This is a genomic window from Sphingopyxis sp. 22461 (assembly GCF_052044915.1).
Taxonomy (GTDB): Bacteria; Pseudomonadota; Alphaproteobacteria; order Sphingomonadales; family Sphingomonadaceae; genus Sphingopyxis.
The window spans coordinates 76093-97378 of record NZ_JBQENY010000011.1 but is presented as its reverse complement, the minus strand read 5'-3'; the positions used below and the strand labels follow the sequence as shown (position 1 = coordinate 97378).

At 66.3% G+C, this 21286-nt stretch carries 20 protein-coding genes; 11 read left to right on the top strand and 9 right to left on the bottom strand.

The window, feature by feature from the left end; all coding sequences use genetic code 11:
* Window positions 1-255 precede the first annotated feature (255 nt).
* The 5 genes from ACTJI5_RS18350 to ACTJI5_RS18330 form a co-directional block, all read right to left on the bottom strand.
* Entirely contained in the window at window positions 256-1794 is a 1539-nt protein-coding gene (locus ACTJI5_RS18350; protein ID WP_058537462.1) for an amino acid permease, read from the bottom strand.
* A gap of 123 nt (window positions 1795-1917) precedes the next feature.
* Window positions 1918-4059, bottom strand: a complete 2142-nt coding sequence (gene pbpC / locus ACTJI5_RS18345) for a penicillin-binding protein 1C (RefSeq protein WP_440861319.1) — start codon at window positions 4057-4059, stop codon at window positions 1918-1920.
* A gap of 131 nt (window positions 4060-4190) precedes the next feature.
* Window positions 4191-10031, bottom strand: coding sequence for an alpha-2-macroglobulin family protein (locus ACTJI5_RS18340; RefSeq protein ID WP_440861318.1), 5841 nt, complete (start codon window positions 10029-10031; stop codon window positions 4191-4193).
* 136 nt (window positions 10032-10167) lie between these two features.
* Complete coding sequence (locus tag ACTJI5_RS18335) at window positions 10168-10545, bottom strand: histidine triad nucleotide-binding protein (RefSeq protein WP_137889712.1); 378 nt, start codon at window positions 10543-10545, stop codon at window positions 10168-10170.
* Between the two features lie 10 nt (window positions 10546-10555).
* Window positions 10556-10885 (bottom strand): phosphoribosyl-ATP diphosphatase, encoded by a 330-nt coding sequence (locus ACTJI5_RS18330; RefSeq protein WP_082639495.1) that lies wholly within the window; start codon window positions 10883-10885, stop codon window positions 10556-10558.
* A 182-nt stretch (window positions 10886-11067) separates the two neighbouring features.
* Between ACTJI5_RS18330 and ACTJI5_RS18325 the strand changes: the two genes are divergently transcribed.
* The 7 genes from ACTJI5_RS18325 (at window position 11068) to ACTJI5_RS18295 (ending at window position 16960) form a co-directional block, all read left to right on the top strand.
* Window positions 11068-14139, top strand: a complete 3072-nt coding sequence (locus tag ACTJI5_RS18325) for a TonB-dependent receptor plug domain-containing protein (protein ID WP_440861317.1) — start codon at window positions 11068-11070, stop codon at window positions 14137-14139.
* 40 nt (window positions 14140-14179) lie between these two features.
* A complete protein-coding gene (gene ung, locus ACTJI5_RS18320) occupies window positions 14180-14893 on the top strand; it encodes a uracil-DNA glycosylase (protein ID WP_440861316.1) in 714 nt (237 codons plus the stop codon).
* Window positions 14890-15648: a sulfite exporter TauE/SafE family protein gene (locus ACTJI5_RS18315; protein ID WP_310255734.1), complete on the top strand. Its 759-nt coding sequence runs from the start codon at window positions 14890-14892 to the stop codon at window positions 15646-15648. Before ung ends, ACTJI5_RS18315 begins: the two co-directional genes overlap by 4 nt.
* A 77-nt stretch (window positions 15649-15725) precedes the next feature.
* Window positions 15726-15857, top strand: a complete 132-nt coding sequence (locus tag ACTJI5_RS18310) for a hypothetical protein (RefSeq protein ID WP_268801259.1) — start codon at window positions 15726-15728, stop codon at window positions 15855-15857.
* A gap of 5 nt (window positions 15858-15862) precedes the next feature.
* Window positions 15863-16144, top strand: coding sequence for a DUF427 domain-containing protein (locus ACTJI5_RS18305; RefSeq protein ID WP_058537468.1), 282 nt, complete (start codon window positions 15863-15865; stop codon window positions 16142-16144).
* 12 nt (window positions 16145-16156) lie between these two features.
* Window positions 16157-16621 carry a YaiI/YqxD family protein gene (locus tag ACTJI5_RS18300; RefSeq protein ID WP_440861315.1) on the top strand — a complete coding sequence of 155 codons (465 nt, stop codon included), beginning with the start codon at window positions 16157-16159 and terminating at the stop codon, window positions 16619-16621.
* A gap of 153 nt (window positions 16622-16774) precedes the next feature.
* Window positions 16775-16960 (top strand): hypothetical protein, encoded by a 186-nt coding sequence (locus tag ACTJI5_RS18295; RefSeq protein WP_440861314.1) that lies wholly within the window; start codon window positions 16775-16777, stop codon window positions 16958-16960.
* Window positions 16961-17075: 115 nt separating this feature from the next.
* Here the strand turns inward: ACTJI5_RS18295 and ACTJI5_RS18290 are convergent, their stop codons facing one another.
* Window positions 17076-17297: a hypothetical protein gene (locus ACTJI5_RS18290; protein ID WP_058537472.1), complete on the bottom strand. Its 222-nt coding sequence runs from the start codon at window positions 17295-17297 to the stop codon at window positions 17076-17078.
* A gap of 99 nt (window positions 17298-17396) precedes the next feature.
* On the opposite strand from ACTJI5_RS18290, the gene ACTJI5_RS18285 reads away from it, so the two are divergent.
* The 4 genes from ACTJI5_RS18285 to ACTJI5_RS18270 all read left to right on the top strand — a co-directional run bounded on the left by ACTJI5_RS18285 (window position 17397) and on the right by ACTJI5_RS18270 (window position 19250).
* A complete protein-coding gene (locus tag ACTJI5_RS18285; protein ID WP_310255723.1) occupies window positions 17397-18086 on the top strand; it encodes an alpha/beta hydrolase in 690 nt (229 codons plus the stop codon).
* Window positions 18087-18135: 49 nt separating this feature from the next.
* Window positions 18136-18483 carry a DUF962 domain-containing protein gene (locus ACTJI5_RS18280; RefSeq protein ID WP_310255721.1) on the top strand — a complete coding sequence of 116 codons (348 nt, stop codon included), beginning with the start codon at window positions 18136-18138 and terminating at the stop codon, window positions 18481-18483.
* Window positions 18484-18556: 73 nt separating this feature from the next.
* Window positions 18557-18760: a DUF2061 domain-containing protein gene (locus ACTJI5_RS18275; protein WP_037514146.1), complete on the top strand. Its 204-nt coding sequence runs from the start codon at window positions 18557-18559 to the stop codon at window positions 18758-18760.
* A gap of 61 nt (window positions 18761-18821) precedes the next feature.
* The gene (locus ACTJI5_RS18270) at window positions 18822-19250 is read left to right on the top strand and encodes an OsmC family protein (protein WP_058537475.1); all 429 of its coding nucleotides are present in this window, start codon (window positions 18822-18824) and stop codon (window positions 19248-19250) included.
* Here the strand turns inward: ACTJI5_RS18270 and ACTJI5_RS18265 are convergent.
* The 3 genes from ACTJI5_RS18265 to ACTJI5_RS18255 all read right to left on the bottom strand — a co-directional run bounded on the left by ACTJI5_RS18265 (window position 19247) and on the right by ACTJI5_RS18255 (window position 21275).
* The gene (locus ACTJI5_RS18265) at window positions 19247-19831 is read right to left on the bottom strand and encodes a hypothetical protein (protein ID WP_439513147.1); all 585 of its coding nucleotides are present in this window, start codon (window positions 19829-19831) and stop codon (window positions 19247-19249) included. The two genes, ACTJI5_RS18270 and ACTJI5_RS18265, sit on opposite strands and share 4 nt — an antisense overlap.
* Before the next feature lie 71 nt (window positions 19832-19902).
* Entirely contained in the window at window positions 19903-20346 is a 444-nt protein-coding gene (locus ACTJI5_RS18260) for a nuclear transport factor 2 family protein (RefSeq protein WP_440861313.1), read from the bottom strand.
* A 44-nt stretch (window positions 20347-20390) separates the two neighbouring features.
* The gene (locus ACTJI5_RS18255; protein ID WP_440861312.1) at window positions 20391-21275 is read right to left on the bottom strand and encodes a hypothetical protein; all 885 of its coding nucleotides are present in this window, start codon (window positions 21273-21275) and stop codon (window positions 20391-20393) included.
* Between the last annotated feature and the right edge of the window lie 11 nt (window positions 21276-21286).

Sequence of the window (21286 nt, the reverse complement as noted above, 5' to 3'; positions counted from 1 at the left end):
CGACTTCAAGCGGGACCCCGGATCAAGTCCGGGGTGACGATGATAGATAGTCGGGCTTTTGGCCGTTCGTGTCGAGCGAAGTCGAGACACCCCTCGGTGAAGCGCCCAGCCTGAGGGGCATCTCGACTTCGCTCGATGCGAACGGATATTGGAGGACACGGCAATTTCCGGTCATTAGCGACTGCGGCCCCCATTTTGATACGCCTGCCAAAAAGAAAGGGGGCCGAAGCCCCCTTTCCCTTTAGGTTCGAACCGTCAGTTGAACGACGGAGCCGGCGGGACCGGCGGCGGCGGTGCGTCGGGGTCGTCCTCGTGCACCTCGATATGTCCCTGACCCACATGGCTGCGCGAGCGGCTGTAGGCGAAGTAGACGACGAGGCCGATACCCGCCCAGATCAGGAAGAGGTTGATGCTCTTCTGGTCGAGGTTGAAGAAGAGATACAGACAGCCCGCGATCGCGATCGGTGCCGTGATATAGATCAGCGGCGTCTTGAAAGGACGGTGACGGCCCGGATCGGTCCTGCGGATCACCATTACCGCGATCGACACCGCGGCAAAGGCGAAGAGCGTGCCCGAGTTCGAGATATTCGCCAGCTGCCCGACAGGGAAGAAGGCGGCGAACAGCGCGACCGCGATGCCCGTGATGATCGTGATCACGTGCGGCGTGTTGAACTTCGGATGGATCTTAGAGAAGGCTTTCGGCAACAGGCCGTCGCGGCTCATCACGAAGAAGATGCGGGTCTGGCCGAACATCATCATCAGGATGACCGACGGCAGCGCGAGACCGGCGGCGAGGCCGATCAAATTGCCGACCTGCGGCCAGCCGATTTCACGCAGTGTCCACGCCAGCGCTTCCTTCGAGCAGACCACCGCCTGATCGCCCATCGCGGCGCAGGCAGCGGCGAGTTCGCGGCTGCCTGGTTCGAGCGCATGGGCGCCAGCCGCATCGATGCCGACCGGCTGTGCGCCGACCGAGCCGATGACGCCGGCGGCGACGAGCAGGTAGAAGATGGTGCAGATCGCAAGGCTGCCGATCAGGCCGATCGGCATGTTGCGCTGTGGATTTTTGGTTTCCTCGGCGGCGGTCGAGACCGCGTCGAAGCCCACATAAGCGAAGAAGATCGATGCTGCGGCGGCGCCGATACCGCCAAAGCCGAGCGGCGCGAAGGGTTCGAAATTCTCCATATTCATCACGGGAACTGCGAGGACGACGAACAGCGTCAGCGCCGCAACCTTGATGACCACGAGGAACGCATTGACCGTCGCCGATTCGCGGGTGCCGATGACCAGAAGCATGGTGACGAGGCCGGCGATGAACATCGCGGGCAGGTTAATCATGCCGCCGTCATATGGCCCGAGCACCAAGGTAGAAGGTATGTCTATGTTGAAGGCATTTTCAATCAAGCCGACAACATAGCCCGACCAGCCGACCGAAACGGCGCCCGCGGCGACCGCATATTCGAGGATCAGCGCCCAGCCGACCATCCATGCGATCAGTTCGCCCATCACGGCGTAGCTATAGGTGTAAGCCGAGCCCGACACGGGGACCATCGAGGCCATTTCGGCGTAGCAGAGCGCCGCGAAAGCGCAGACGAAGCCAGCGATGATGAAGCTGATCATCATGCCCGGGCCGGCTTTTTGCGCGGCCTCGGCGGTCAAAACGAAAATCCCGGTCCCGATGACGGCGCCGATCCCCAGCATGGTGAGCTGAAAGGCCCCGAGCGTGCGCGTAAGCGACTTTTTCTCCGCTGTCGCCAAAATGGCATCCAACGACTTTACGCGGTCAAATAGCATGTTCTTCCCCTTTGGGGCGGCTGAGCTGCCGCCGTCTCATGGCGGGGCAGACTAGCCGCTCCACGCGTCAGCGCAACTTAATTTCATGGGGTCAACGCTGCATTCGACGAGGACCAAGGCCGCTTACCGTACGGTAAAGCGCACTCGGTCAATCATTCGGCCGCCTGGATCAACCAGCGTCAGCATATGGGCGCCGGGGCGCGGCAGGATTTGCTGCCCCGCATCGGCATCGCCGAGCGGTGTCTTGTCGAGGATCAGCCGGTATCCGGCGACCGATCCGCTGACGATGACCGCGAGCCGCTGACGGTCGATCGGGATGTCGGGGTCGAGCGCGTAGACGCTGCCGCTGACCGGGCTGGTGATGCGCGGGCGGCGCGCCGCCTGCGGCGCGGCGGCCATTTCGGTCTGCGCGGTGCCGGCGAGGAAATATTCGCGGCGCGGGGGCTCGCGGGTGCCGGGGAGCGTAATCTGGCGCGCCTCGACGCCCTCGGGCATCGCGGGCGGCTTGCCGGGGCGGCCGGTGTGGAGCGCCATCATCACGTCGCGCCAGACCGGCGCGGCGCCCGAGGTGCCCGAGACGGCGCGCATCGAATCGCCCTCGAGATTGCCGACCCAGACAGCGACGGTGAAGCGGTCGGACCAGCCGATGCACCAATTGTCGCGCATGCCTTTTGACGTGCCGGTCTTGGCGGCGGCCCAGAAGGGGAGGCGAAGCGCGCTGTCGGCGCCGAAGGCGTCGGTGCGGGCGGCGGCGTCGGCGAGGATGTCGCCAACGATGAAGGCGGCGGCGGGGCTGACGATCTGGCGCGCCTCTTCCGCTTTTTCGCCGCGCAGGAAATGGACGGGGGCATAGCGGCCAAGGTTGGCGAAGGTGCGGAAGGCGTTCGCTTGTTCGACGAGCGACACTTCGGCCGAGCCGAGCGCGAGGCTGAAGCCGTAATATTCGCCGTCCTCGACGAGGCCGTGATAGCCGAGCGCCCAGAGGCGGTCGCGGAACTGCTGGACGTCGTCGATGACGAGCGCGCGGACCGCGGGGACGTTGAGTGAGCTGGCTAGGGCGTGGCGGACGCTGACTGGGCCCTTGAAGCTGTGGTCGTAATTCTTGGGGACGTAGAGGCCGGAGGCGGTGTCGAGCTGGACCGGGCTGTCGTCGAGGATCGACGCGGCGGTGAGCCAGCCATGTTCGATCACCTGCGCATAGAGATGCGGCTTGAGCGTCGAGCCTGCCTGCCGCCGCGCGTTGGCGCCGTCGACCGACGCCGCGGTCGATTTGAGCCCGACGCCGCCGACATAGGCGAGCACTTCGCCGGTCGCATTGTCGAGCACGACGACCGCGCCGTCGCGCACACGGTCCGAGCCGAGCCCCGCGAGCTGGCGCCGCAGCGCGACGATCGCGGCGGCCTGGATGCCGCGGTCGATCGTCGTGGTGACGCGCTTGCCGGGCTTGTCGAGCAGGCGGACGGCAAGATGTGGCGCGAGCGCGGGGTCGAAGCGCGCGGCATGTTCGCCCGAAACGAGCGTCGCGGCGGCGGCGCGGATTGCGGTGCAGTCCTTTGTCTGCGCGATGCGGCACGCGCGGCGACCGAGTGCTTCGGCGCTGGCGGCGGGGTTGGGGAGGAGGCCCGCGAACAAGGCGGCATCGGTGCGGGTCATGTCGGCGGGCTTCTTGCCGAACAGGCTTTGCGCGCCCGCACCGATACCCTGCGCCTCGCCGCGCAGGGGGAGGAGGTTGAAATAGGCCTCGAGCATCTGTTCGTGCGACCAGTTTGCCGCGAGCGCCTGCCCCGCGCGCATCTGGCGGAGCTTGGTCCCCCAGTCGCGCTTGCCGGGCTGCGCGAGGCTGGGATCGAGGAAGGCGGCGAGCTGCATCGGCAGCGTCGAGGCGCCGCGCGAGCGGTCGCCGGGGCCCCCCATCGTGAGGCGCGCGCGGGCGGCGCTGGCGATGGCGAGCCAGTCGACCCCGCCGTGCGACCAGAAGCGGCGGTCTTCGCTTTGTACGACGGCGGTGCGGACCGCGGGGCTGATCTGGTTCAGCGGCACCCATGCGAGGCGGCGGCGTTCGAAATTGACGCGCTCGCTGTCGAGCAACTGGCCGTCGCGGTCGTAAAGCCACGCTTCGCTTGGGCGCCAGTCGGCGCGGACTGCGTCGAAGGCGGGCATTGCCGGGGGACGGGTGAGGAGGTGAGCAGCGGTGACGAGGATGAGCAGGGCGAGGGCGGCCCAAGCGAGCGCGTCCCGCCAGCGGCGTTTGCGGGGTAAATCCATTTGACTAAATTAGCGCGTGCTCCCGCGAAGGCGGGAGCCCATCTCCTGCCGGTGCAAGTTCGAAACCACCGGAGATGGGTCCCCGCCTTCGCGGGGACACAGGGTCAGGGAAGCGGGGATCAAGGACACCGTCACTGCCCGACGCTCGCCACCGTGATCGGTGCGATCGGCCACTGGCCGCGGATCGCGGGCGAATACATCGCCTCGACCCGCGTCGGCGGCAGGGTGAAGCGGCCCGAGCCGTTCAAGCGTACGACATATTCGACCGCGTGGGTGCCCGCGGGCATCCAGCCGAAATAGCCGCGCCAGCTGTCCTTGCCGCGTTCGACATAGCTTGGCTGCGCCCCCGATCCGCCCGCCTGCTGGCCAAGCATTTCGGACTGGCCGCCAAGGTTGCCGACGATCGTCGCGCCGGGGGCGATCGGGTCGTTGATGACAACCCACGTCCGGCCGGCGGCCGCGACGACCTCGATCCGAACCTTGATCACGTCGCCGCGCGTCAGGCGGTCCTTGTTCGCCGCCTTGACGATGCTGACCGAGCGCTTGATCCGGTAGCCCGCGTTGAGCGGTTCCTTGAGCGGGACCGCCGCCTTGACGCTGACGGTCGCCCATGGCGCGCCGGTGCCTTCGTGCTTCAGGCTCATCGTCGCGGCGTTCAGCGCGACGCGGAGCGGCGACACGGGTTCGGTCGGAAGCGGCCAGCTTTGCGAGGCGGTTCCTCCCGCAAGGCCGATGTTGGTGACGCCCGTGATCGCGCTCGCCGGATAGAGCTCGGCGAAGCGGCGGACGGTGACCGCGCCCCACGCGTTGGCGGGGGTGGTGTCCCAATGGCCCTTGCGCTGGCGCTGTGCGACGCCGACCATCAGCTTGCCCGCGTCATCTTCCCAGCCCTTGCGGCCGAGCACGGCTTCGAGCGCCTTGATCGCCATTTCGTCGCCGCTGGTCATCATCCACCACGGCGCCTTCGCATCGTCGACGAGGTCGAGGCGCGTGCCTTCGTAGACGAGGCGCTTCCTGAGTTCGGCTTCGGCCGCGGTGCGTAGCGCGGGTGCGCCCCGCACGCCCGGCGTCTTTTCGATCGCGACGAGCCAGTCGGCGAGCGTGCCGGTCGCCATGTCGACCGGCGCGACGTCGATCGCGGCGACGAGGCTCGCGCTCGAGGCATTGTTGCGCGCGAGCGCCGCCAAGGCCGCGATGCGGACGGGGCGGATGTCCCACGGGCCATAGCCCTTGCGCGTCAGACGCCCTTCGACGACCGCCTGCAGCGCCTTGACCATCTTGGCCTTCGACGCCTCGGGGATCGCGAAGCCGTTCGCGGCGGTCACGCTCATCACATAGGCGGTGAGTTCGATCGACCCTTCCATCCGTTCGTTGGGCCAGTAACGCAGCAGCCCGTCGTCATCGAGGTAGGTCGGCATCGCCCCGGCGAGCGCCTGCCAGCGCCCGACGTCGCCGAGCGCAACCGCGCGCGATGTCGACTGTTCGAAGCAGTTATACGGGTAGATCGCCATATAATCGCGGACGCCCGACAAGGGCGGCGCGAGCGTGCCGGCGAGCGCGACGTCGACGTAGCCGCCGGGCAACGCGCCCGCCGGGATCGCGATCGGCAGCGTCGTGTTCGGGCCGACGCGGAACAGGCTGGCCGCCCAGGTTTCGACCGGGATCGCGGGTTCGACCGTCTGCGCGAAGACGAGCCGGTCGCGCGCCTTGCCGCCCTTGGCCACCGCATCGACGGTCCATTCGATCGGGCCGGTTTGCTCGGGCGCGGTCATCGACCAGCTGATCGGCACCGCGCCGCCCGCGGGGATGGTGACGGTGAGCGGCGGCGCGGTCGCGACGGCGGGCGACAGCGTCGGGGTCGCGGTGACCTCCATCGGCTGATCGGTGCCGTTGCGCAGCGTGAAGCGCGCGTCATAGGTGTCGCCGGTGCGCACCAGTTCGGGCATGCCCGCGAAGACGCCGAGATCCTGCACGGTGCGGACGGTGGTTTCGCCGGTGCCGAAATATTGCGACCCGTCGGTCGCGATCGCGACGAGGCGGAAGCCCGAGAGATTGTCGCTGAGCGGGACGTCGACAGTCGCCCGGCCCTTCGCGTCGAGCGGGACATTGCCCTTCCATAGCAGGACCGGGCGGAAGTCCTCGCGCGTCAGGCCCGAAAGATCGCCGCCACCGCCGCCGCCGGGTTCGAGCGCCTTGCGGCCATAGTGACGCTTGCCGACGACCTGCATCTGCGCCGTCGAGGTGAGCACGTCGAGCGTGCGTTCGCCCATCATCGCGTTCAGCACTTCCCAGCTTTCGTTGGGGGCGAGCTGGAGCAGCGCCTCGTCGACCGCGGCGAAAGCGACGTCGGCGTTTTTGGGCGCCTTGCCGTCGGGGGTCTTGACCTCGATCGCGACCTTCGCGGTTTCGCGGACCGAATATTTCTCCTTGTCGGCCTTCACCTTGACGCCGAGCTGATGGCCTTCCCAGCCGACCTTGATGCGCGCGATGCCCATGCGGTAGCTCGGCTTGGCGAGATCGACGAGCGCGGTCGGCGGGGCGCCTTCGCTATTCTCGATCTTGAAGCCGACCGCGCGTTTCATCTTGCGGAACCAGCTTTCCTCGCCCGTCACGCGCCCGCGCACCGCCATCACCGAGACATAGACGTCGGGGGCGTAGGTTGCGGGAAGCTTGACCTTCACGACCGGGTTGGTGCCCTTCAGCGGCACAACGAAGCTCGACAGCACGCCTTCGCGCTCGACGGTGACGAGCGCGGTCGCTTCGCGGAACGGCATGCGGACCTGGAAGCTCGCGGTGTCGCCCGCGGCATAGCGCGGCTTTTCGGCGATCACGTCCATGCGGTCGCCATTGTCGCCGCCGAACCACCAGTCGTTGTCGCCCGCGAGCCACACCGAACGGACCGCGCGCGCTTCGTTGCCGCCCTCGTCCTGCGTCGTCGCGACGACGGTGACTTCGCCCGAAATGCCGGGCGCCATCGCGCAGCTCGCGCGGCCGAGCTTGTCGGTCGTCGCCGAGCAATTGGCGGCGAGCTTCGTTGTGCGCATCTGGTTGTCATAGGCATAGAAGCCGCCGATCAGCCGGCGCCGCGCGGTGATGATCTCGCGGTTATAGAGCGCGACCTGCACGCGCTGGCCGCTGATCGGCTTGCCATCGAGGTTCAGCGCGATGAAATTGAGGCGGAGGTCATTGTCGCGCATCAGCCAGCCGTCGGTCTTGAGCCCGAGGCGGACGGCGGAGGGGTAGAGGGTGATGCGGCGGCTCGACGTCAGCGTCTCGCCATTCGCATCTTCATAGTCCATTTCGGCGGCCATCAGCGTCGGTTCGGTGATCGGCTGATCGACCGTGACATTGGTCGTCGCGGCGCCATTGGCGTCGAGCTTGAGCGGCACCGAACGCGCGAGCGGCAGTTCGGCCGAAGGTTCGTCGCCGCTGTCGTCGAGCTGGACGACGCCTTCCTTCACCGGCTGGCCGTCGAAATCCCAATCCTTATAATCCTCGGGCGGTGACCAGCTCGAGCGGAAATTGGTGCGCAGTTCGACCGGGATATTGGGCGCGGGGCCGCCCGAGAGATAGCCGACGAAGAGGTTGAGCGGGACGGCGGCGGGGCGGACGAGCGCGGTCTTCGGGCCGGTGATCGTCGCCTTCATCGTCGGCAGGCGATATTCATCGACCTTGACCGACTGGCCCGACCAGATCGTCTTGTCCTCGCCGTCCTTGTCCTTGGTGACGAAGACGAGTTCATAATCGCCCATGGGGGCCGAGGCGGGGACGTTCCAGACAGTCTCGCCGCTGCCGGTCGCAGCGATGGCGAAGGGCATTTCGAATTCGGTGTCCGAGCCGCGGTGGACGAGGCGGAGCTTGCCCGACAGCGCTTCGGGGGTCCGGAAGCCAAGGCCGACCGGGCGGCGGAGCAGATGCTTCATGTGAACCGTCTCGCCCGCCTGCACGAGCGCGCGGTCGAAGACGGTGTGGAGGATGTCGCTGCGCTCCGACCAGCCATAGGGGAGGTCGAAGTCATAGGGGCGGATGCCGTTGCCCCAGTCGGTGAGCGTGAAGCTGAAATCGTCGCCCGAGCGCGCGCTGACCATCAATGCATGGCCTTCGCTTTTCGCCATGTCGGGCGTTTCTTCGCAGCTCGAATAGGTTTCGGGCTCGGGCAGCCCGCCCGCGAAGGCGAGGCGGCCGGCCTTGTCGGCGGTGCCGCGCGCGAGCAGGCGGCCGGTGCAGCTGTCGGAGACGCGGATTTCGGCGCCTGCAACGGGAAGGCCCGTGTCAAGCGACGTCACCCACGCAAGCGAGCCTTCGCGGCCCCATTTGAAATGCACCGCCATGTTGGTGACGAGCGCGGCGGTCGCGACATAGCGCGTCGATTTGCGGCCGAGCAGCGCGGCGCCGAGTTCGGGGCTCGCGATCTCGACGACGTGAAAGCCCTTTTCGCCGAGCGGGATGCCGACGACCTCGAATTCCTTGCCGCCCGCGGCAGGCGCGAGCTGCATGTCGCGGCGTTCGCCGCCGGCAGGGGCATCCGCGAACACCGATTTGGTGCCGGTGTAATTGACCGTGACGTCCTTGCCGGCAGCGTTCTTTTCCTCGCGATAGTCGGTGTCGTCGGCGTCATCGACACGCTTCAGCCAGCGCGCGATCGCGGCATCGTCGTCGCCGACCTTGAGCGCGGTCGCGGGCATTTTGAGGTTCGCCTGGACGAGCGAGCTTTCGACCCCGCGCACGGTTACCGGCAGCACGCCGCCTTCGCCGGCTTCGAGGATGCCGAATTTGGCGGCAAATTTGACGAGCGGCGGGGCGCGGTCGATGTGGAATTTCAGCGGGAAATTCGACTGGTTCTGCAGCTTGCGGCCGCTCTGGTCGGTGACGTCGGCGGGCAGCACGAGCGTCGCGTCGACATTCTGCGGCAGCGGACCGGTGAAGCGGACGCTCGTCAGCCAGGCGTCATTCTTGTCGTCGTCATCGATCTTCGGCGTCAATTTCTTGCCGTCGGCGGTGTTCAGCGTCGCGGCGAGAACGCTCTCGCGCGATACCGGCGAGGCGAAGCTGAGCGTCACATCCTTGATCGGGTTGCAGCCCGCCTGCGGGTTGATCCGGCTGCACGACATTTTCGCGGTGAAGGCGGGGCGCACGTCATGGTCGAGGCGCTGGTCGCGCCCCGCGGTGCGGCCCGGAACGCCGGCTTGCGAAATGCGCGCGTCCCAGACGAGCGCCATCTCGCGTCCCGGGGGCAGCGGGCGGCGGCATTTGACGGGGACGATGCGGTCGAGCGCGGCCTCGCGATCGGCGCCCGCGGCGGGGAAGCGCTGCGGCAGGCCGGCGTCATAGGTGAAGGACTGGCGCGACCAGTTATTGTCGCCGAGGCCGGTCAATATCTCGGTCGCGGTGTCGCGTGGCAGGACATCGACGGGGATTTTCTCGCCGATGCCGTCGACCGCGCAATAGGCGAAGCGGCCGACCGAGGCGCGGTCGGCGGCGACGTTGGTCGCGACGAGGAAGATCTGCTGTTCCTCGATATCGCCGTCCATCCCGCCCGCGAGCACGGCGCGCGCCGAGGGGCCGCCGGTGTCGAGCGCAAAGCGGCTGTTGCCCGCGACCGAGACGCCGCGCGCAGTCTTGAGCCCGTCGCGCAGCTCGACATGGCAGGCGAGCCCGCCGGGAAGCGGTTTATCGAATTCGAGCACCCAGGTGCGCGTGTCGACCCAGCGGCCCGACGAAGGGAGTTTGCAGTCGTTGGTCGCCGGCGCCGGCGCGCGGGGGTCACCGAGCGGGACCATGTCTTCGGAGAAGCGCAGGGTGAAGCGCGTGATCGTGCCGTCGCCGGTGCCCGAGCTGCCCGGGGTCGCGAGTGTGACCTGCGGGACGGTGTCGGCGGCGGTTGCGGCCATCGCGAGGGTGAGGGGCAGGATCAGCGCCAGTTTTGCCTTGCCGGCCAATATAGTAGCCAGCGCGCGCCATCCCTTGCCCATCGTCAACTCCCCGTTCGGTCCGAACATCTATCCTGCTGGAAACAGGGGACAGAGTCCACCCGTTGCCGCATATCGCACACGGTTAGTCGCGGTCCGGGAAATTGCTGTGACCGCCGTCATAGACGGCGCCGAAAGATCAGCGCGCGAGCATCGGCCCGAGCGGCTGTCCCGCGAAGATATGGACGTGGAGGTGCGCGATCTCCTGGTGGCTGTCGAGGCCGACGTTGGCGAGCAGGCGATAGCCGGGGGCGACGAGGCCGGCGTCGCGCGCGACCTTGCCCACCGCGCGGACAAAGCCCGCGATTTCGGCGTCGCTGCCGCGCTCGGAGAAGTCGTCCCAGCTGACATATGCCCCCTTGGGGATCACGAGGATGTGCAGCGGTGCCTGTGGGTTGATGTCGTGGAAGGCGAGGGCGAATTCGTCCTCATAGACCGTCTTCGACGGCAGCTCGCCGCGCAGGATGCGTGCGAAAATATTGCTGTCGTCATAGGGGAGGGTCGCGTCGATCGGCATGCGGAGTTCCTTATTGTCGGCCGGCTTTTTCGGTGTGGCCCGAGGTGCCGTGGCGGCGGTCGAGTTCGGCGGCGATCATGTCCCAGCTGAGGCCGCGCTCGGCGAGCAGGATTGAGAGGTGGAAGACGAGGTCGCTCGCCTCGCCGATCAGTTCGGGGTCGTCCTCGCTGACCGCGGCGATGACGGCTTCGACGGCTTCCTCGCCGAGTTTCTGCGCGATCTTGCTGCGGCCTTTCGCGGCGAGGCTCGCCACGTAGGAGGCTTCGGCCTCGCCCGCCGCGAGCCGGTCGTGGATGACCGCTTCCAGCCGTCCCAGCGTGTCGCCCATTGCCTTGCTCATCGCCCGATCCTTTCACGCCCGACCTTGGCAGCGTGCCTAGCCGCGCCGCGCGGCCGCGACAAGCACGCGACGCGCCAGCGAAAACTTACCGCGACGTAAACCATATCGAAACGCCTTTTCGCGTAATTTCCGCCCTGCCGGGGGGCGAGATCAACTTTATAAATCGGACGAAGATTATGAAAATGGGCACCAACCCCTCGGTGTTTCTGACTGTGACAGCCTCGGTGATCGCGCTCGCGGCTTCGCCCGCGACGGCGCAGACGAGCGGCGACGAAATTATCGTCACCGGCTCGCGCATCGCGAAGAGCGAATTCACGAGCGCCGACCCGATCCAGGTCATCGACCCTGAGAGCGCGAAACTGCAGGGGCAGGTCCAGCTTGCCGATGTGCTGCGGTCGACGCCGGCGGCGCAGGGATCGATCCAGATCACTTCGGCGATCTCGAACCGCTTCGTCGCCAATGGCGGCAACGATGTGCAGACGGTGTCGCTGCGCGGGCTTGGTGCCGAGCGGACGCTCGTGCTGATCAACGGCCGCCGCGCGGGCCCCGCCGGGATCCGCGGCGCGGTCGCGCCGTTCGACCTCAATGTCCTGCCGCTGTCGGTGGTGCGCCAGGTCGAGGTGCTCAAGACCGGCGCCTCGTCGATCTATGGCTCGGACGCGGTCGCCGGCGTGGTCAACATCCTGACCCGTAACGATCTCGACGGGTTCGAGGGCGGCGGCTTTTCGTCGATCACAGAACATGGCGGCGGCGAGAGCTATGGCGCCGATGCGAGCTTCGGCAGAAAGTTCGATCGCGGCCACATCTTTGCGACGGTCGATGTTTTCCGCCGGCAGAATCTGACGCGCCGCGATCGCGGCTTTCTCTTCTGTTCCGAAGAATATCTGAGGCGCGAGGCCGACGGCAGCCGCGCCGATATCGTCGATTTCCGCACCGGCCGCCCGGCGTGCAGCAGCACTCAGGGCAACCAGATCGCCTTCAGCGACTTTTCGGGGGTCAACCAGAATGGCGTCCCGACCTTTGGTCCCGGGCTGATCGCGCCGAACGGGCAAGCGATCCTGTCGGGCCAATATGGCAGCGAGTTCGCGGGGGTCGGCATCCCGATCAATGCGTATAACCGGATCGGGGTGTTCGGGCCCGCCAATTTCTTCGGGGTCAATTTCGACGGCCCGTCGACTGGCGCGCTCAACCAGTTCGAGCCGGCCGAGCAGGATTCGGACGTGTTTTCGGGCGTGCGCCGGATCAGCGCCTTCGTCGAGGGCGCCTATGATGTGACCGAAGGCATCACCGCCTATGGCGAATTCCTGTTCAGCAACCGCAAGTCGCATAATAATGGTTTTCAGCGGATCGAGCTCCAGCAATTCACCGGCGCGTCGATGCTGCCCCGCTTCCTGTGCAACCCGGCGGCGAACAATTGCAGCCCTAACGACAGGGGCGATCCGTTCAACGCCGAGTTCGGCGGCAACATCATCCTGCGCCCGCGCGTGCTGGTGAAGACCGAAAGCCACGCCGATGTCGATTATTATCGCGGCGTGTTCGGTCTGCGCGGCGAGATCGGCGGCGGGTGGAAGTGGGATGTGAGCGGCCAGCACAGCCGTTCGGATGCGCGCTATACGCAGGACGTCATCTATCAGGACGCGCTCGCGTCGCAGACTTTGCGCACGCGTTCGTGCGTCGGCACCACGACGGCGATCCGCGGTGTTCCGTGCATCGATATCGACTTTACCGACCCGCGCGTGCTGCGCGGCGATTTCACGCCCGCCGAGCGTGCCTTCCTGATGGGCCGCGAGACGGGACGCACGCTATTCAAGCAGACCTCGGCCGAGGCGTTGCTGACGGGCAAGCTGTTCAACCTGCCCGCGGGGCCGGTCGGCGCAGCGTTCGGGGCGAATATCCGCCGCGACGAAATCAACGACACGCCGGGCGAAGCGACGCTTGCGGGCAATGTCGCCAACTTCACGACCTCGGGCATCACCGCGGGGCGCACCGTGTCGAAGGAAATCTTCGGCGAGGTCGAGGTGCCTTTGCTCGAAGGCGTGCCGATGATCGAGCGGCTGACTTTGTCGGGCGCGGCGCGCTACACGCATGTCGAGGCGACGCGCCGCGACGGGGTCGAGGACAAGTTCAGCGACACGACGTGGAAGGTCGGCGCCGATTGGGCGGTGACCGACTGGCTGCGCTTCCGCGGCACCTGGGGCACCTCGTTCCGCGCGCCCGCGCTGTTCGAGCTGTTCCTCAACGACCAGACCGGCTTTCTCGGCCAGCAGACGATCGATCCGTGCGTCCAGACCGCCGCGCGGCTCGCTTCGGGTGCGATCAGCCAGCGCATCTTCGACAACTGCGCCGCCGACGGCATTGCTCCCAATTTTGCCGGCGGGATCCGCCCCGCGACGATCGTATCGGGCGGTGGTATCGGCCGGCTTCGCCCGGAAACCTCGACCGCCAAGACGGTGTCGGTGATTCTGACCCCCGATTTGTCGGGCGCGCTTTGGGGCGGGCTCCGCACGCGGCTTGCGGTCGATTATTTCGACATCGAAGTGAAGGACGAGATCACGTTGCTCGGCGCCGGGAATATCCTGCGCGGATGTTATGATTCCGATGTCGCCGACGAGCCGCTGTGCGGCCTGTTCACACGCGTGACGGCCGGTCCCGACGCGCGGAGCGTCGCGACGGTGACCGACCGCTATGTCAATATCAGCCGCCAGCGGAACCGCGGTGTCGACCTGTCACTCGCGGTCGATCAGGACCTCGGCAACTTGGGCTCGCTCGCGTTCCGCGCGCAGATGACCTGGCAGGTGAAGGACAAGGTTTCGCTCTTCCCCGGCACCGAGGTCGACGACAATGGCAAGATCGGCAACCCGAAGTGGGTCGGCGATTTCAACCTTGGCTGGATGAAGGATGGCTGGACGCTCTTCTACGGGCTCGATGTCACCGGCGCGGCGTCGAATGAGGAGGATCTGCTCCGTGCGCAGGGCGGCGATGCGTGCCGTACCTCGGGCTTCCGTCCGGGCGGGCGTTTCTGCCCCGACGTCAGCGTGCCCGCGACCTTCTATCACTCGCTGTCGCTGAGCCGCGACGTTGCCGAGCGATTCCGCATCACGCTGGGGGTCGCGAACCTGTTCGACACGCCGCCGCCGCGCGTGTCGACCGTCGTTACCGCGACGCCGCCGGTGATCGGGCAGGCCCCGACATTCGGCACGCAGTACGACTATCTCGGCCGCCGTTTCTTTCTGAGCGTGCGCGGTAGCCTGTAAGCCTCTGGACAAGCCCGCGCTCCTCTGGTGAAGCGCGGGCATGTCCGAGGTCAAACTGCATCCCGACTGGCTCGCGCGCATCGGCGGCGAGTTCGAGCAGCCCTATATGGCGGCGCTCAAGGCGTTTCTTGGCGCCGAGCGCGAGAAGGGCAAGGCCATCTATCCGCGTCCGCGCGACTGGTTCGCGGCGCTCGACGCGACGCCGCCGCAGGATGTGCGCGTCGTGATTTTGGGGCAGGATCCCTATCATGGGCCGGGACAGGCGCATGGGCTGTGCTTCTCGGTCCAGCCGGGGGTGCGCACGCCGCCGAGCCTCGTCAACATCTACAAGGAAATGCAGAGCGATCTCGGCATAGCGCGTGCCGCGCACGGCTATCTCAAGCATTGGGCCGAACAGGGCGTGCTGCTGCTCAACAATTGCCTGACCGTCGAGAGCGGCATGGCGGCTTCGCATCAGGGCAAGGGGTGGGAGAAATTCACCGACGCGGTGGTTGCGTCGGTTGCCGCCGATCCGGTGCCGAAGGTCTTTATCCTGTGGGGCAGCCATGCGCAGAAGAAGGCGGCGAATGTGCAGGGGCTGGGGGCGGGCAGCCCGCACCTGATCCTGCGCGCGCCGCATCCCTCGCCTTTGTCGGCACACAACGGCTTTTTCGGATCGCGGCCATTCAGCCAGGCCAACGCCTTCCTCGAAACGCATGGGCGGGGTGCGATCGACTGGCGGCTGCCCGAAACGGCGGATATCGCCGCCGAATGAGCTTGCTTGCCGACCCGCTGACTTTGTTCGTGCTCGCCATCGCGGTGATCCTGCTCGGGCTCGCCAAGGGCGGACTGTCAGGTGTCGGCGCGCTCGCGACGCCGCTCGTCGCGCTGGTGCTGCCGCCGACGATCGCCGCCGCGCTGCTGCTCCCGATATTGATCGTGCAGGACGTCGTCAGCGTCTGGTCGTTCCGCAAGACGTGGGACGGGTGGGTCATCGCATGGATGCTTCCCGGCGCCGCGGTCGGGATCGCCGCGGGCTATGCCTATGCCGAGCGCGTCGACGAGGCGAAGCTGATGGCGGCGCTCGGCGCGATCACGCTGGCGTTCGGCCTCTATCGGCTGTGGGTCGAGCGCGGCGGACGTGTTGTCGCGGCGTCGACCTCGCCGGGCTGGGTCGGCAGCCTGTTCGGGGTCGCGACGGGCTTCACCAGCCAGATCGCGCACGCCGGCGGGCCGCCGTTCCAGATGTGGGTGACGCCGCGGCGCTTGCCGCATCTCGTCTTCGTCGGCACCAGTTCGATCCTGTTCGCAGCGATCAACTGGATGAAGGTGCCCGCCTATATCGCGCTTGGCGCCTTCCCGCACGAGGTGCTCGTCGCCGCCGCGTTGCTGATGCCGCTCGCGATCGTTTCGACCCTGCTCACCGTACGCTGGCTGAAACGGATCGATGGCGCGCGTTTCTATGTCCTCATCTACCTGTTGATGGTGCTGCTCGGCGCCAAGCTGGTCTGGGACGGGCTGGCGGGATAAGGGGCGACGCGGGGCGGCAAAGGGCGTAGACTGACCGCGGCGGGCACAGGCGTCCGCCGCCTTCCAAGGTATTGACCATGGCCAAGAGCCAGAAGAAATCGAACCGCGAAACCCGCAAACCCAAGGCGGAAAAGCCCAAGAAGCCCAATGCGAGCAATCCGTCGACCAAGGTCGGCGTGGTCGCCGGGCTCGACAATATGAAGAAATAGGCGCGATGGTTCAGGCACGGTGGAATGGCGCGGTGATCGCCGACAGCGACGATACGGTCGTCGTCGAGGGCAATCATTATTTTCCGCGCGGCGCGGTCGACGCGGCGCTCTTGTCGGACAGCGCGACGACGAGCCTGTGCCCGTGGAAGGGCGTCGCACATTATCACCATGTCACGGTGGACGGACAGGTGAACGAAGACGCCGCCTGGTATTATCCCGATCCCAAGGAAGCGGCGGCGGCGATCAAGGATCGCATCGCCTTCTGGAAGGGCGTCGCGGTCGGCTGACCGCTTTCTTCCATGTCCACGCCGGTCCAAATCCTCGTCGATGCCGACGCTTGTCCAGTGAAGGACGAGATCTACCGTGTCGCGTGGCGGCACGAGGTGCCGGTGAAGGTCGTGAGCAACAGCCGGCTGCGTGTCCCCGACCATGTGTTGATCGAGCGGATTATCGTGTCGGACGGTTTCGACGCCGCCGACGACTGGATCGCCGAGGCGGCGAATCCGCAGAGCGTCGTGGTTACGGCCGACATATTGCTCGCCGACCGCGCGCTGAAGGCGGGGGCGGCCGTGCTCGGCCCCAATGGCAAGCCCTTCACCATGGCGTCGATCGGCCCCGCGATCGCGACGCGCGCGATCATGGCCGACCTGCGTTCGGGAATGGGGGACGGAATGGGCGGGCCGCCGCCCTTCTCGAAGGCCGATCGTTCGCAATTCCTGCAGGCGCTCGATAGCGCGCTGGTGCGGCTCAAGCGCCAGGTGTAAATTTCTTTCGTTTCTTTCCAATGCTTTGTGAAATTTGTTCGGCTGAGTGATGGCGATCACGGCCGGGTGATCGGCTGTGCGTCATAAGCGGGGCATCGGAGACGACCCGAGCCCAATTCGAACCAGATCAACGAATGTGAAAAGGAAGAGACGATGACCAAGAAGATGATCCTCGCCCCCGTGCTTGCCCTCACCGTTGCCCTGTCGGCGACCCCGGCGATGGCGCAGTCGGCGCAGCCCGCACAGGGCGGCATGACGGTGACGTCGAACCCGGTGCAGATCCTGATCGGCCTGCTGCTCCCCGCGGTGCAGAAGGTCCGCGAAGCCGCGGCGCGCTAAGCCCGATACCAATTTTCGTCTCCGGGCCGGCCCACCACGCCGGTCGGGAACACAGCCCTCCCGCCCCTGCGACCCAGGCGGGAGGGCTGTCTTGATTCCGGTGGCCTTAAGGCGATCAATTCCCCGCGCGCCGGTGCATGACGAAGGCGAGTAGCAGCACGACCGAGATCACGCCGACCAGCATGCCCGCGGTGGTCGTGACCATCGTGATCGAACCCGCCGGATCGTTCGAATTCCACGCCCCGCTTTGCGTCCGGTCGATCATCCACCACGCGCCGGCGACGACGATGAGGTCGAGCAGGACGAGCCCGATCAGCGCGCGCGTCGATTTTTTCATGAAATTCCCCTCCCGAAATCCCGCCAGCGTTCTTCGCTGTCAGGTCATTGCCGGGCATGGTAGCTTCGGGTCTCGCGAAATTCTACAGGAGTCGGGATCATGGCGGCGCTTCCTACGGTCATCCTCGTGCACGGCTTTTGGGGCGGCGCGGCGCACTGGGCAAAAGCGATCGTCGAGCTCGACAAGCTGGGGCACAAGGGCATGCGCGCGGTCGAATTGCCGCTGACTTCGCTTGCGGGCGACGCGGCGCGAACGCGGCAGATCGCGGCGCAGGTCGATGGACCGGTGCTGCTCGTGGGGCACAGCTATGGCGGCGCGGTGATCACCGAGGCGGGGACGGCGCCCAATGTCGCGGGACTCGTCTATATCGCCGCCTTCGCACCCGATGCGGGCGAAAGCCCCGGCGCGCTGACGCAGCAGCATCCGCCCGCGGGCGCGTCGAATCTGGCGCCCGACGGCGACGGCTATCTCTGGATCAAGCCCGACAAATTTCACGAAAGCTTTTGTCAGGATGTGAGCGCCGACGAGGCGCTGGTGATGGCGGTGACGCAAAAGGCGCCGCTCGCGTCGACCTTTGGCGAGGCGATAAGCGATCCGGCGTGGCGGGTGAAACCGAGCTGGTATCAGATTTCGAGCGAAGACCGCATGATCGACCCCGCGAACCAGAAGGCGATGTCGGATCGGCTCGGCGCGCGCAAGATCATCACGCTCGACGCGGGGCATGCGTCGCTCGCCTCGCGTCCGGCCGAGGTCGCGGCGCTGATCGACGAGGCGGCGCGCAGCCTCTAGGGTCAGGACCCTAGTTGACCCGCGCCGCGGCGAAGGGCAGCATCGGACAATGGCGCGCCAATATACGACCTTTGCCGAATTCTGGCCCTTTTACCTGCGCGAGCATAGCAAGGCGTCGACGCGCGCGCTGCATTACGTCGGGACGAGCCTCGTCGTGCTGATCGCGGTGGTCGCGGTGGTGGCGGGACGCTGGGGCTGGTTGATTGCGCTGCCGGTCGCGGGTTATTTCTTCGCGTGGGTTGCGCATTTCGGGGTCGAGAAGAACCGGCCCGCGACCTTTACCTACCCGATGTGGAGCCTCGCCGCCGATTTCAAAATGTGGGCGTTGTGGCTGAGCGGGCGGCTGGGGGCAGAACTCGACAAGGCCGGGGTCGTGCGGGAAAATCGATCAGACTGACCGAAGGCACCCTCTGGTATTTATTGCGAATCATTCTTAACTAGAGCGAGTTCGCATTTGCTGGAGACGGGCCATGCCCACCGATCTTATCAAGACCTTCACCTATCTTACGATCCACCTGACGATCGGGTTCAGCGTCGCCTATGTGATGACCGGGTCGGTCGCGCTCGCGGGCGGGATCGCGATCATCGAGCCCTGTATCAATGCTGTCGCATTCTTCTTTCATGAAAAGGCGTGGAAGCGCGTGGGCGCGCGGCGTAAGCTGCTGCCCGCCTGAGAACGCGAGTCCCGGGCCGCTTTTCCGTTTACTCCCCCGACCCCACCAAGGAGATACGATCATGACCGTCAATCGCGCATCGGCCCGCTACGAAGGCTTCGGCAAGGAGGGCAAGGGATCGATCACGACCAAATCGGGCGTGCTCGATAAGCAGCCCTATGGTTTCGGGACGCGCTTCGAAGGGCAGCCGGGGACCAACCCCGAGGAGCTGATCGCCGCGGCGCATGCGGCGTGCTTCACGATGGCGCTGTCGTTCGGCCTCGCGCGCGCGGGCTATTCGGGCGACACGCTGGAGACGAGCGCGGCGGTGACGCTGGAGCAGCAGGACGGCGGCTTCACGATCACCAAATCGGCGCTGACGCTGACCGGCAAGGTGCCGGGAATCGGCGCCGAGGAATTCGCGAAGATCGCCGAAGAGGCCGAGAAGAATTGCCCGGTGTCGAAGCTGCTCAACTGCGAAATCACATTGGAGCACAATCTGGAGGCTTAAGCGGCGCGCCGCAGCGGTGCGGGCAGTTCGTCGGCCATGAAGCCGAAGCTGCCTTGCGCCGGGGGCTCCAATGTCCAGCTTTGCAGCACGCGGTGGCGGCGATGGCCGATATGACTTTCGATGAGCACGAGGTCCTGCGGCGCCCAGTTCCATGCGATCGGGACGGGGTCGAATTCGCATGTCCCATAGCCGAGCGTGATGTGCGGGCGGAGGCCGGATTTGCGATGCATCGGCTCGATGCGCTGCGCCGCGAGGCGCGCGACAATCGCGTCATAGGTCTGGCGGATCGCGCCGGTGCTGCCGGCGGTGATCAGTTCGGCGCCCGCGCCGCGTGCGACGATGCGCCCGAAGGGGATGGGGGCGGCGGCCGGGAGACCGGGGGTGAACGCCTTGGCGACCTGACCGCGCAGGAAAGGTTGCGGCTCGATCGTCTCGGCGATCGTACAGAGCGTCAGATGGTAAAGCTGGGGCTTCAGCCCCGCAAACAGATCGCCCGAAACGGGCGGCAATTGGCGCGCGAGCCAGCCGGCGCGGTCGGCATTTACCTGAAAACCCAGGAAATAGCGGAACATCGGGTCCATCGTCCATTCCTCCGAATCGGATCAATGTTCCTATTATGTTCTCATCGAGAGTGAGAGTCGAATCCTTCTCGCTATTCGCGCTCGATCGCCATGCGCGTCACATGGATATAGGTCGCCTGCCAGCTGTCACCATGACGCTTGAAAATATCGGTGAAGCGGATGCGGACGCGAAAGGGTTTGCCCGCCGAGCGGCCCGACAGGATCGTCTCGGCGCTCGCGAGACCCGCCTCTTCGCCGAGCGGCAGGATCACGCGATCGCTGAGCGTGACGGGGTCATAATCATCGTCGGCGCCGGTCCAGCCGTCGATGAAAAACGCCTTTCCATACCGTTTCCCGCTGCCGTCGATAAAGACGAGATCGTCGGCGACCATGCGGTCGAGCGCGGCACGATCCTGCGCGATCTGCGCCGCGTCGAAGGCATCGGCAAAGGCGCGCAAGTCCGTGGCAGCATCGCGTGCCTGGGCCGGGGTCAGGATCAGCATCGAGGCGATGGCGACCGCGCAAGTTTTTCGCATGTTAGAACCCTTGTTGCGGCCGGCCGGCACGCCCTGACCTGTCGTCATTCCTTCGTGTTGGAAGGCGGGGTTTTGCCGCCATCCGTACGCTCCATCTCCCGTTCCATGACACGGCCAATTTCGGAGCGCTGCGACGGGGCGTAGAGATTGCTGGGGCTGGAATAAAGCCCCTTCAGAAAGCTGAAATCCCATTGGGTCAGCGTGACCGGCACTTCGCTGTCGGCCGCGGCGTCGAGCACCCGCAGGATCGTCGAAGGCGCCGACGCGTCGATCCGCGCCGGGTCGATCCGTGCCAAAGCGCGCATCGCCGCATAATCGGCGAGTTGGGTGGTCGAGAGTCCCTCGATGGCCTTGCTCTCCACGACCACGATCGCGGCCATGAACGCGGGCCGGGCCGGCGGGGTGATGCGTGATTGCGCCCGCGTCGAACGATTGATCGGGGTGCCTGCTTCGTTGAATATCGGCCTGCCGTCGCCGTTCACCATTGCCTGAATCTGCCATGCCGTCGCCGGGCCTGGCTGGGCCAAAATGCGCCTGACCTCGGCAGGGGATCGGTCGCCGAACATATAATAGCGTTTTTTGCCCAGCGCTTCCAGAAAGGCGGCTTTGTCCGGCGTGACCATGACCACCAGATTGGGTTTGCAGTTCGCCTTTGCCACTTTGAGTCCGACGCCTGCGACCACGGTCCGGATGCGTGCATCGACGGCTGCGCGTTGGGCGTCGGGCATCCCGAAGGCGCCGGGGCATACTGCCTTTTCGAACCGCCCGATCTGGCCACGCGGCGACGCCTGGGTCAGCGCACCGACGAAGCTTTCAATCTGTTTCTCGACACCGGTGACGACGATCGGTGCATCGCCCTGCGCAGCGGCGGGAACGGCGACAAGAGCCGCGGCGAGAAGCATGAAGCGCATGGGCGTCTCCTCCGGCATGGTCGGGTGGN

Bases quoted from the DNA above. Each gene is read 5' to 3' on its own strand.
- ACTJI5_RS18350 (WP_058537462.1), bottom strand. From the start codon at position 1,794: ATGCTATTTGACCGCGTAAAGTCGTTGGATGCCATTTTGGCGACAGCG.
- pbpC (WP_440861319.1), bottom strand. From the start codon at position 4,059: ATGGATTTACCCCGCAAACGCCGCTGGCGGGACGCGCTCGCTTGGGCC.
- ACTJI5_RS18340 (WP_440861318.1), bottom strand. From the start codon at position 10,031: ATGGGCAAGGGATGGCGCGCGCTGGCTACTATATTGGCCGGCAAGGCA.
- ACTJI5_RS18335 (WP_137889712.1), bottom strand. From the start codon at position 10,545: ATGCCGATCGACGCGACCCTCCCCTATGACGACAGCAATATTTTCGCA.
- ACTJI5_RS18330 (WP_082639495.1), bottom strand. From the start codon at position 10,885: ATGAGCAAGGCAATGGGCGACACGCTGGGACGGCTGGAAGCGGTCATC.
- ACTJI5_RS18325 (WP_440861317.1), top strand. From the start codon at position 11,068: ATGGGCACCAACCCCTCGGTGTTTCTGACTGTGACAGCCTCGGTGATC.
- ung (WP_440861316.1), top strand. From the start codon at position 14,180: ATGTCCGAGGTCAAACTGCATCCCGACTGGCTCGCGCGCATCGGCGGC.
- ACTJI5_RS18315 (WP_310255734.1), top strand. From the start codon at position 14,890: ATGAGCTTGCTTGCCGACCCGCTGACTTTGTTCGTGCTCGCCATCGCG.
- ACTJI5_RS18310 (WP_268801259.1), top strand. From the start codon at position 15,726: ATGGCCAAGAGCCAGAAGAAATCGAACCGCGAAACCCGCAAACCCAAG.
- ACTJI5_RS18305 (WP_058537468.1), top strand. From the start codon at position 15,863: ATGGTTCAGGCACGGTGGAATGGCGCGGTGATCGCCGACAGCGACGAT.
- ACTJI5_RS18300 (WP_440861315.1), top strand. From the start codon at position 16,157: ATGTCCACGCCGGTCCAAATCCTCGTCGATGCCGACGCTTGTCCAGTG.
- ACTJI5_RS18295 (WP_440861314.1), top strand. From the start codon at position 16,775: ATGACCAAGAAGATGATCCTCGCCCCCGTGCTTGCCCTCACCGTTGCC.
- ACTJI5_RS18290 (WP_058537472.1), bottom strand. From the start codon at position 17,297: ATGAAAAAATCGACGCGCGCGCTGATCGGGCTCGTCCTGCTCGACCTC.
- ACTJI5_RS18285 (WP_310255723.1), top strand. From the start codon at position 17,397: ATGGCGGCGCTTCCTACGGTCATCCTCGTGCACGGCTTTTGGGGCGGC.
- ACTJI5_RS18280 (WP_310255721.1), top strand. From the start codon at position 18,136: ATGGCGCGCCAATATACGACCTTTGCCGAATTCTGGCCCTTTTACCTG.
- ACTJI5_RS18275 (WP_037514146.1), top strand. From the start codon at position 18,557: ATGCCCACCGATCTTATCAAGACCTTCACCTATCTTACGATCCACCTG.
- ACTJI5_RS18270 (WP_058537475.1), top strand. From the start codon at position 18,822: ATGACCGTCAATCGCGCATCGGCCCGCTACGAAGGCTTCGGCAAGGAG.
- ACTJI5_RS18265 (WP_439513147.1), bottom strand. From the start codon at position 19,831: ATGGACCCGATGTTCCGCTATTTCCTGGGTTTTCAGGTAAATGCCGAC.
- ACTJI5_RS18260 (WP_440861313.1), bottom strand. From the start codon at position 20,346: ATGCGAAAAACTTGCGCGGTCGCCATCGCCTCGATGCTGATCCTGACC.
- ACTJI5_RS18255 (WP_440861312.1), bottom strand. From the start codon at position 21,275: ATGCCGGAGGAGACGCCCATGCGCTTCATGCTTCTCGCCGCGGCTCTT.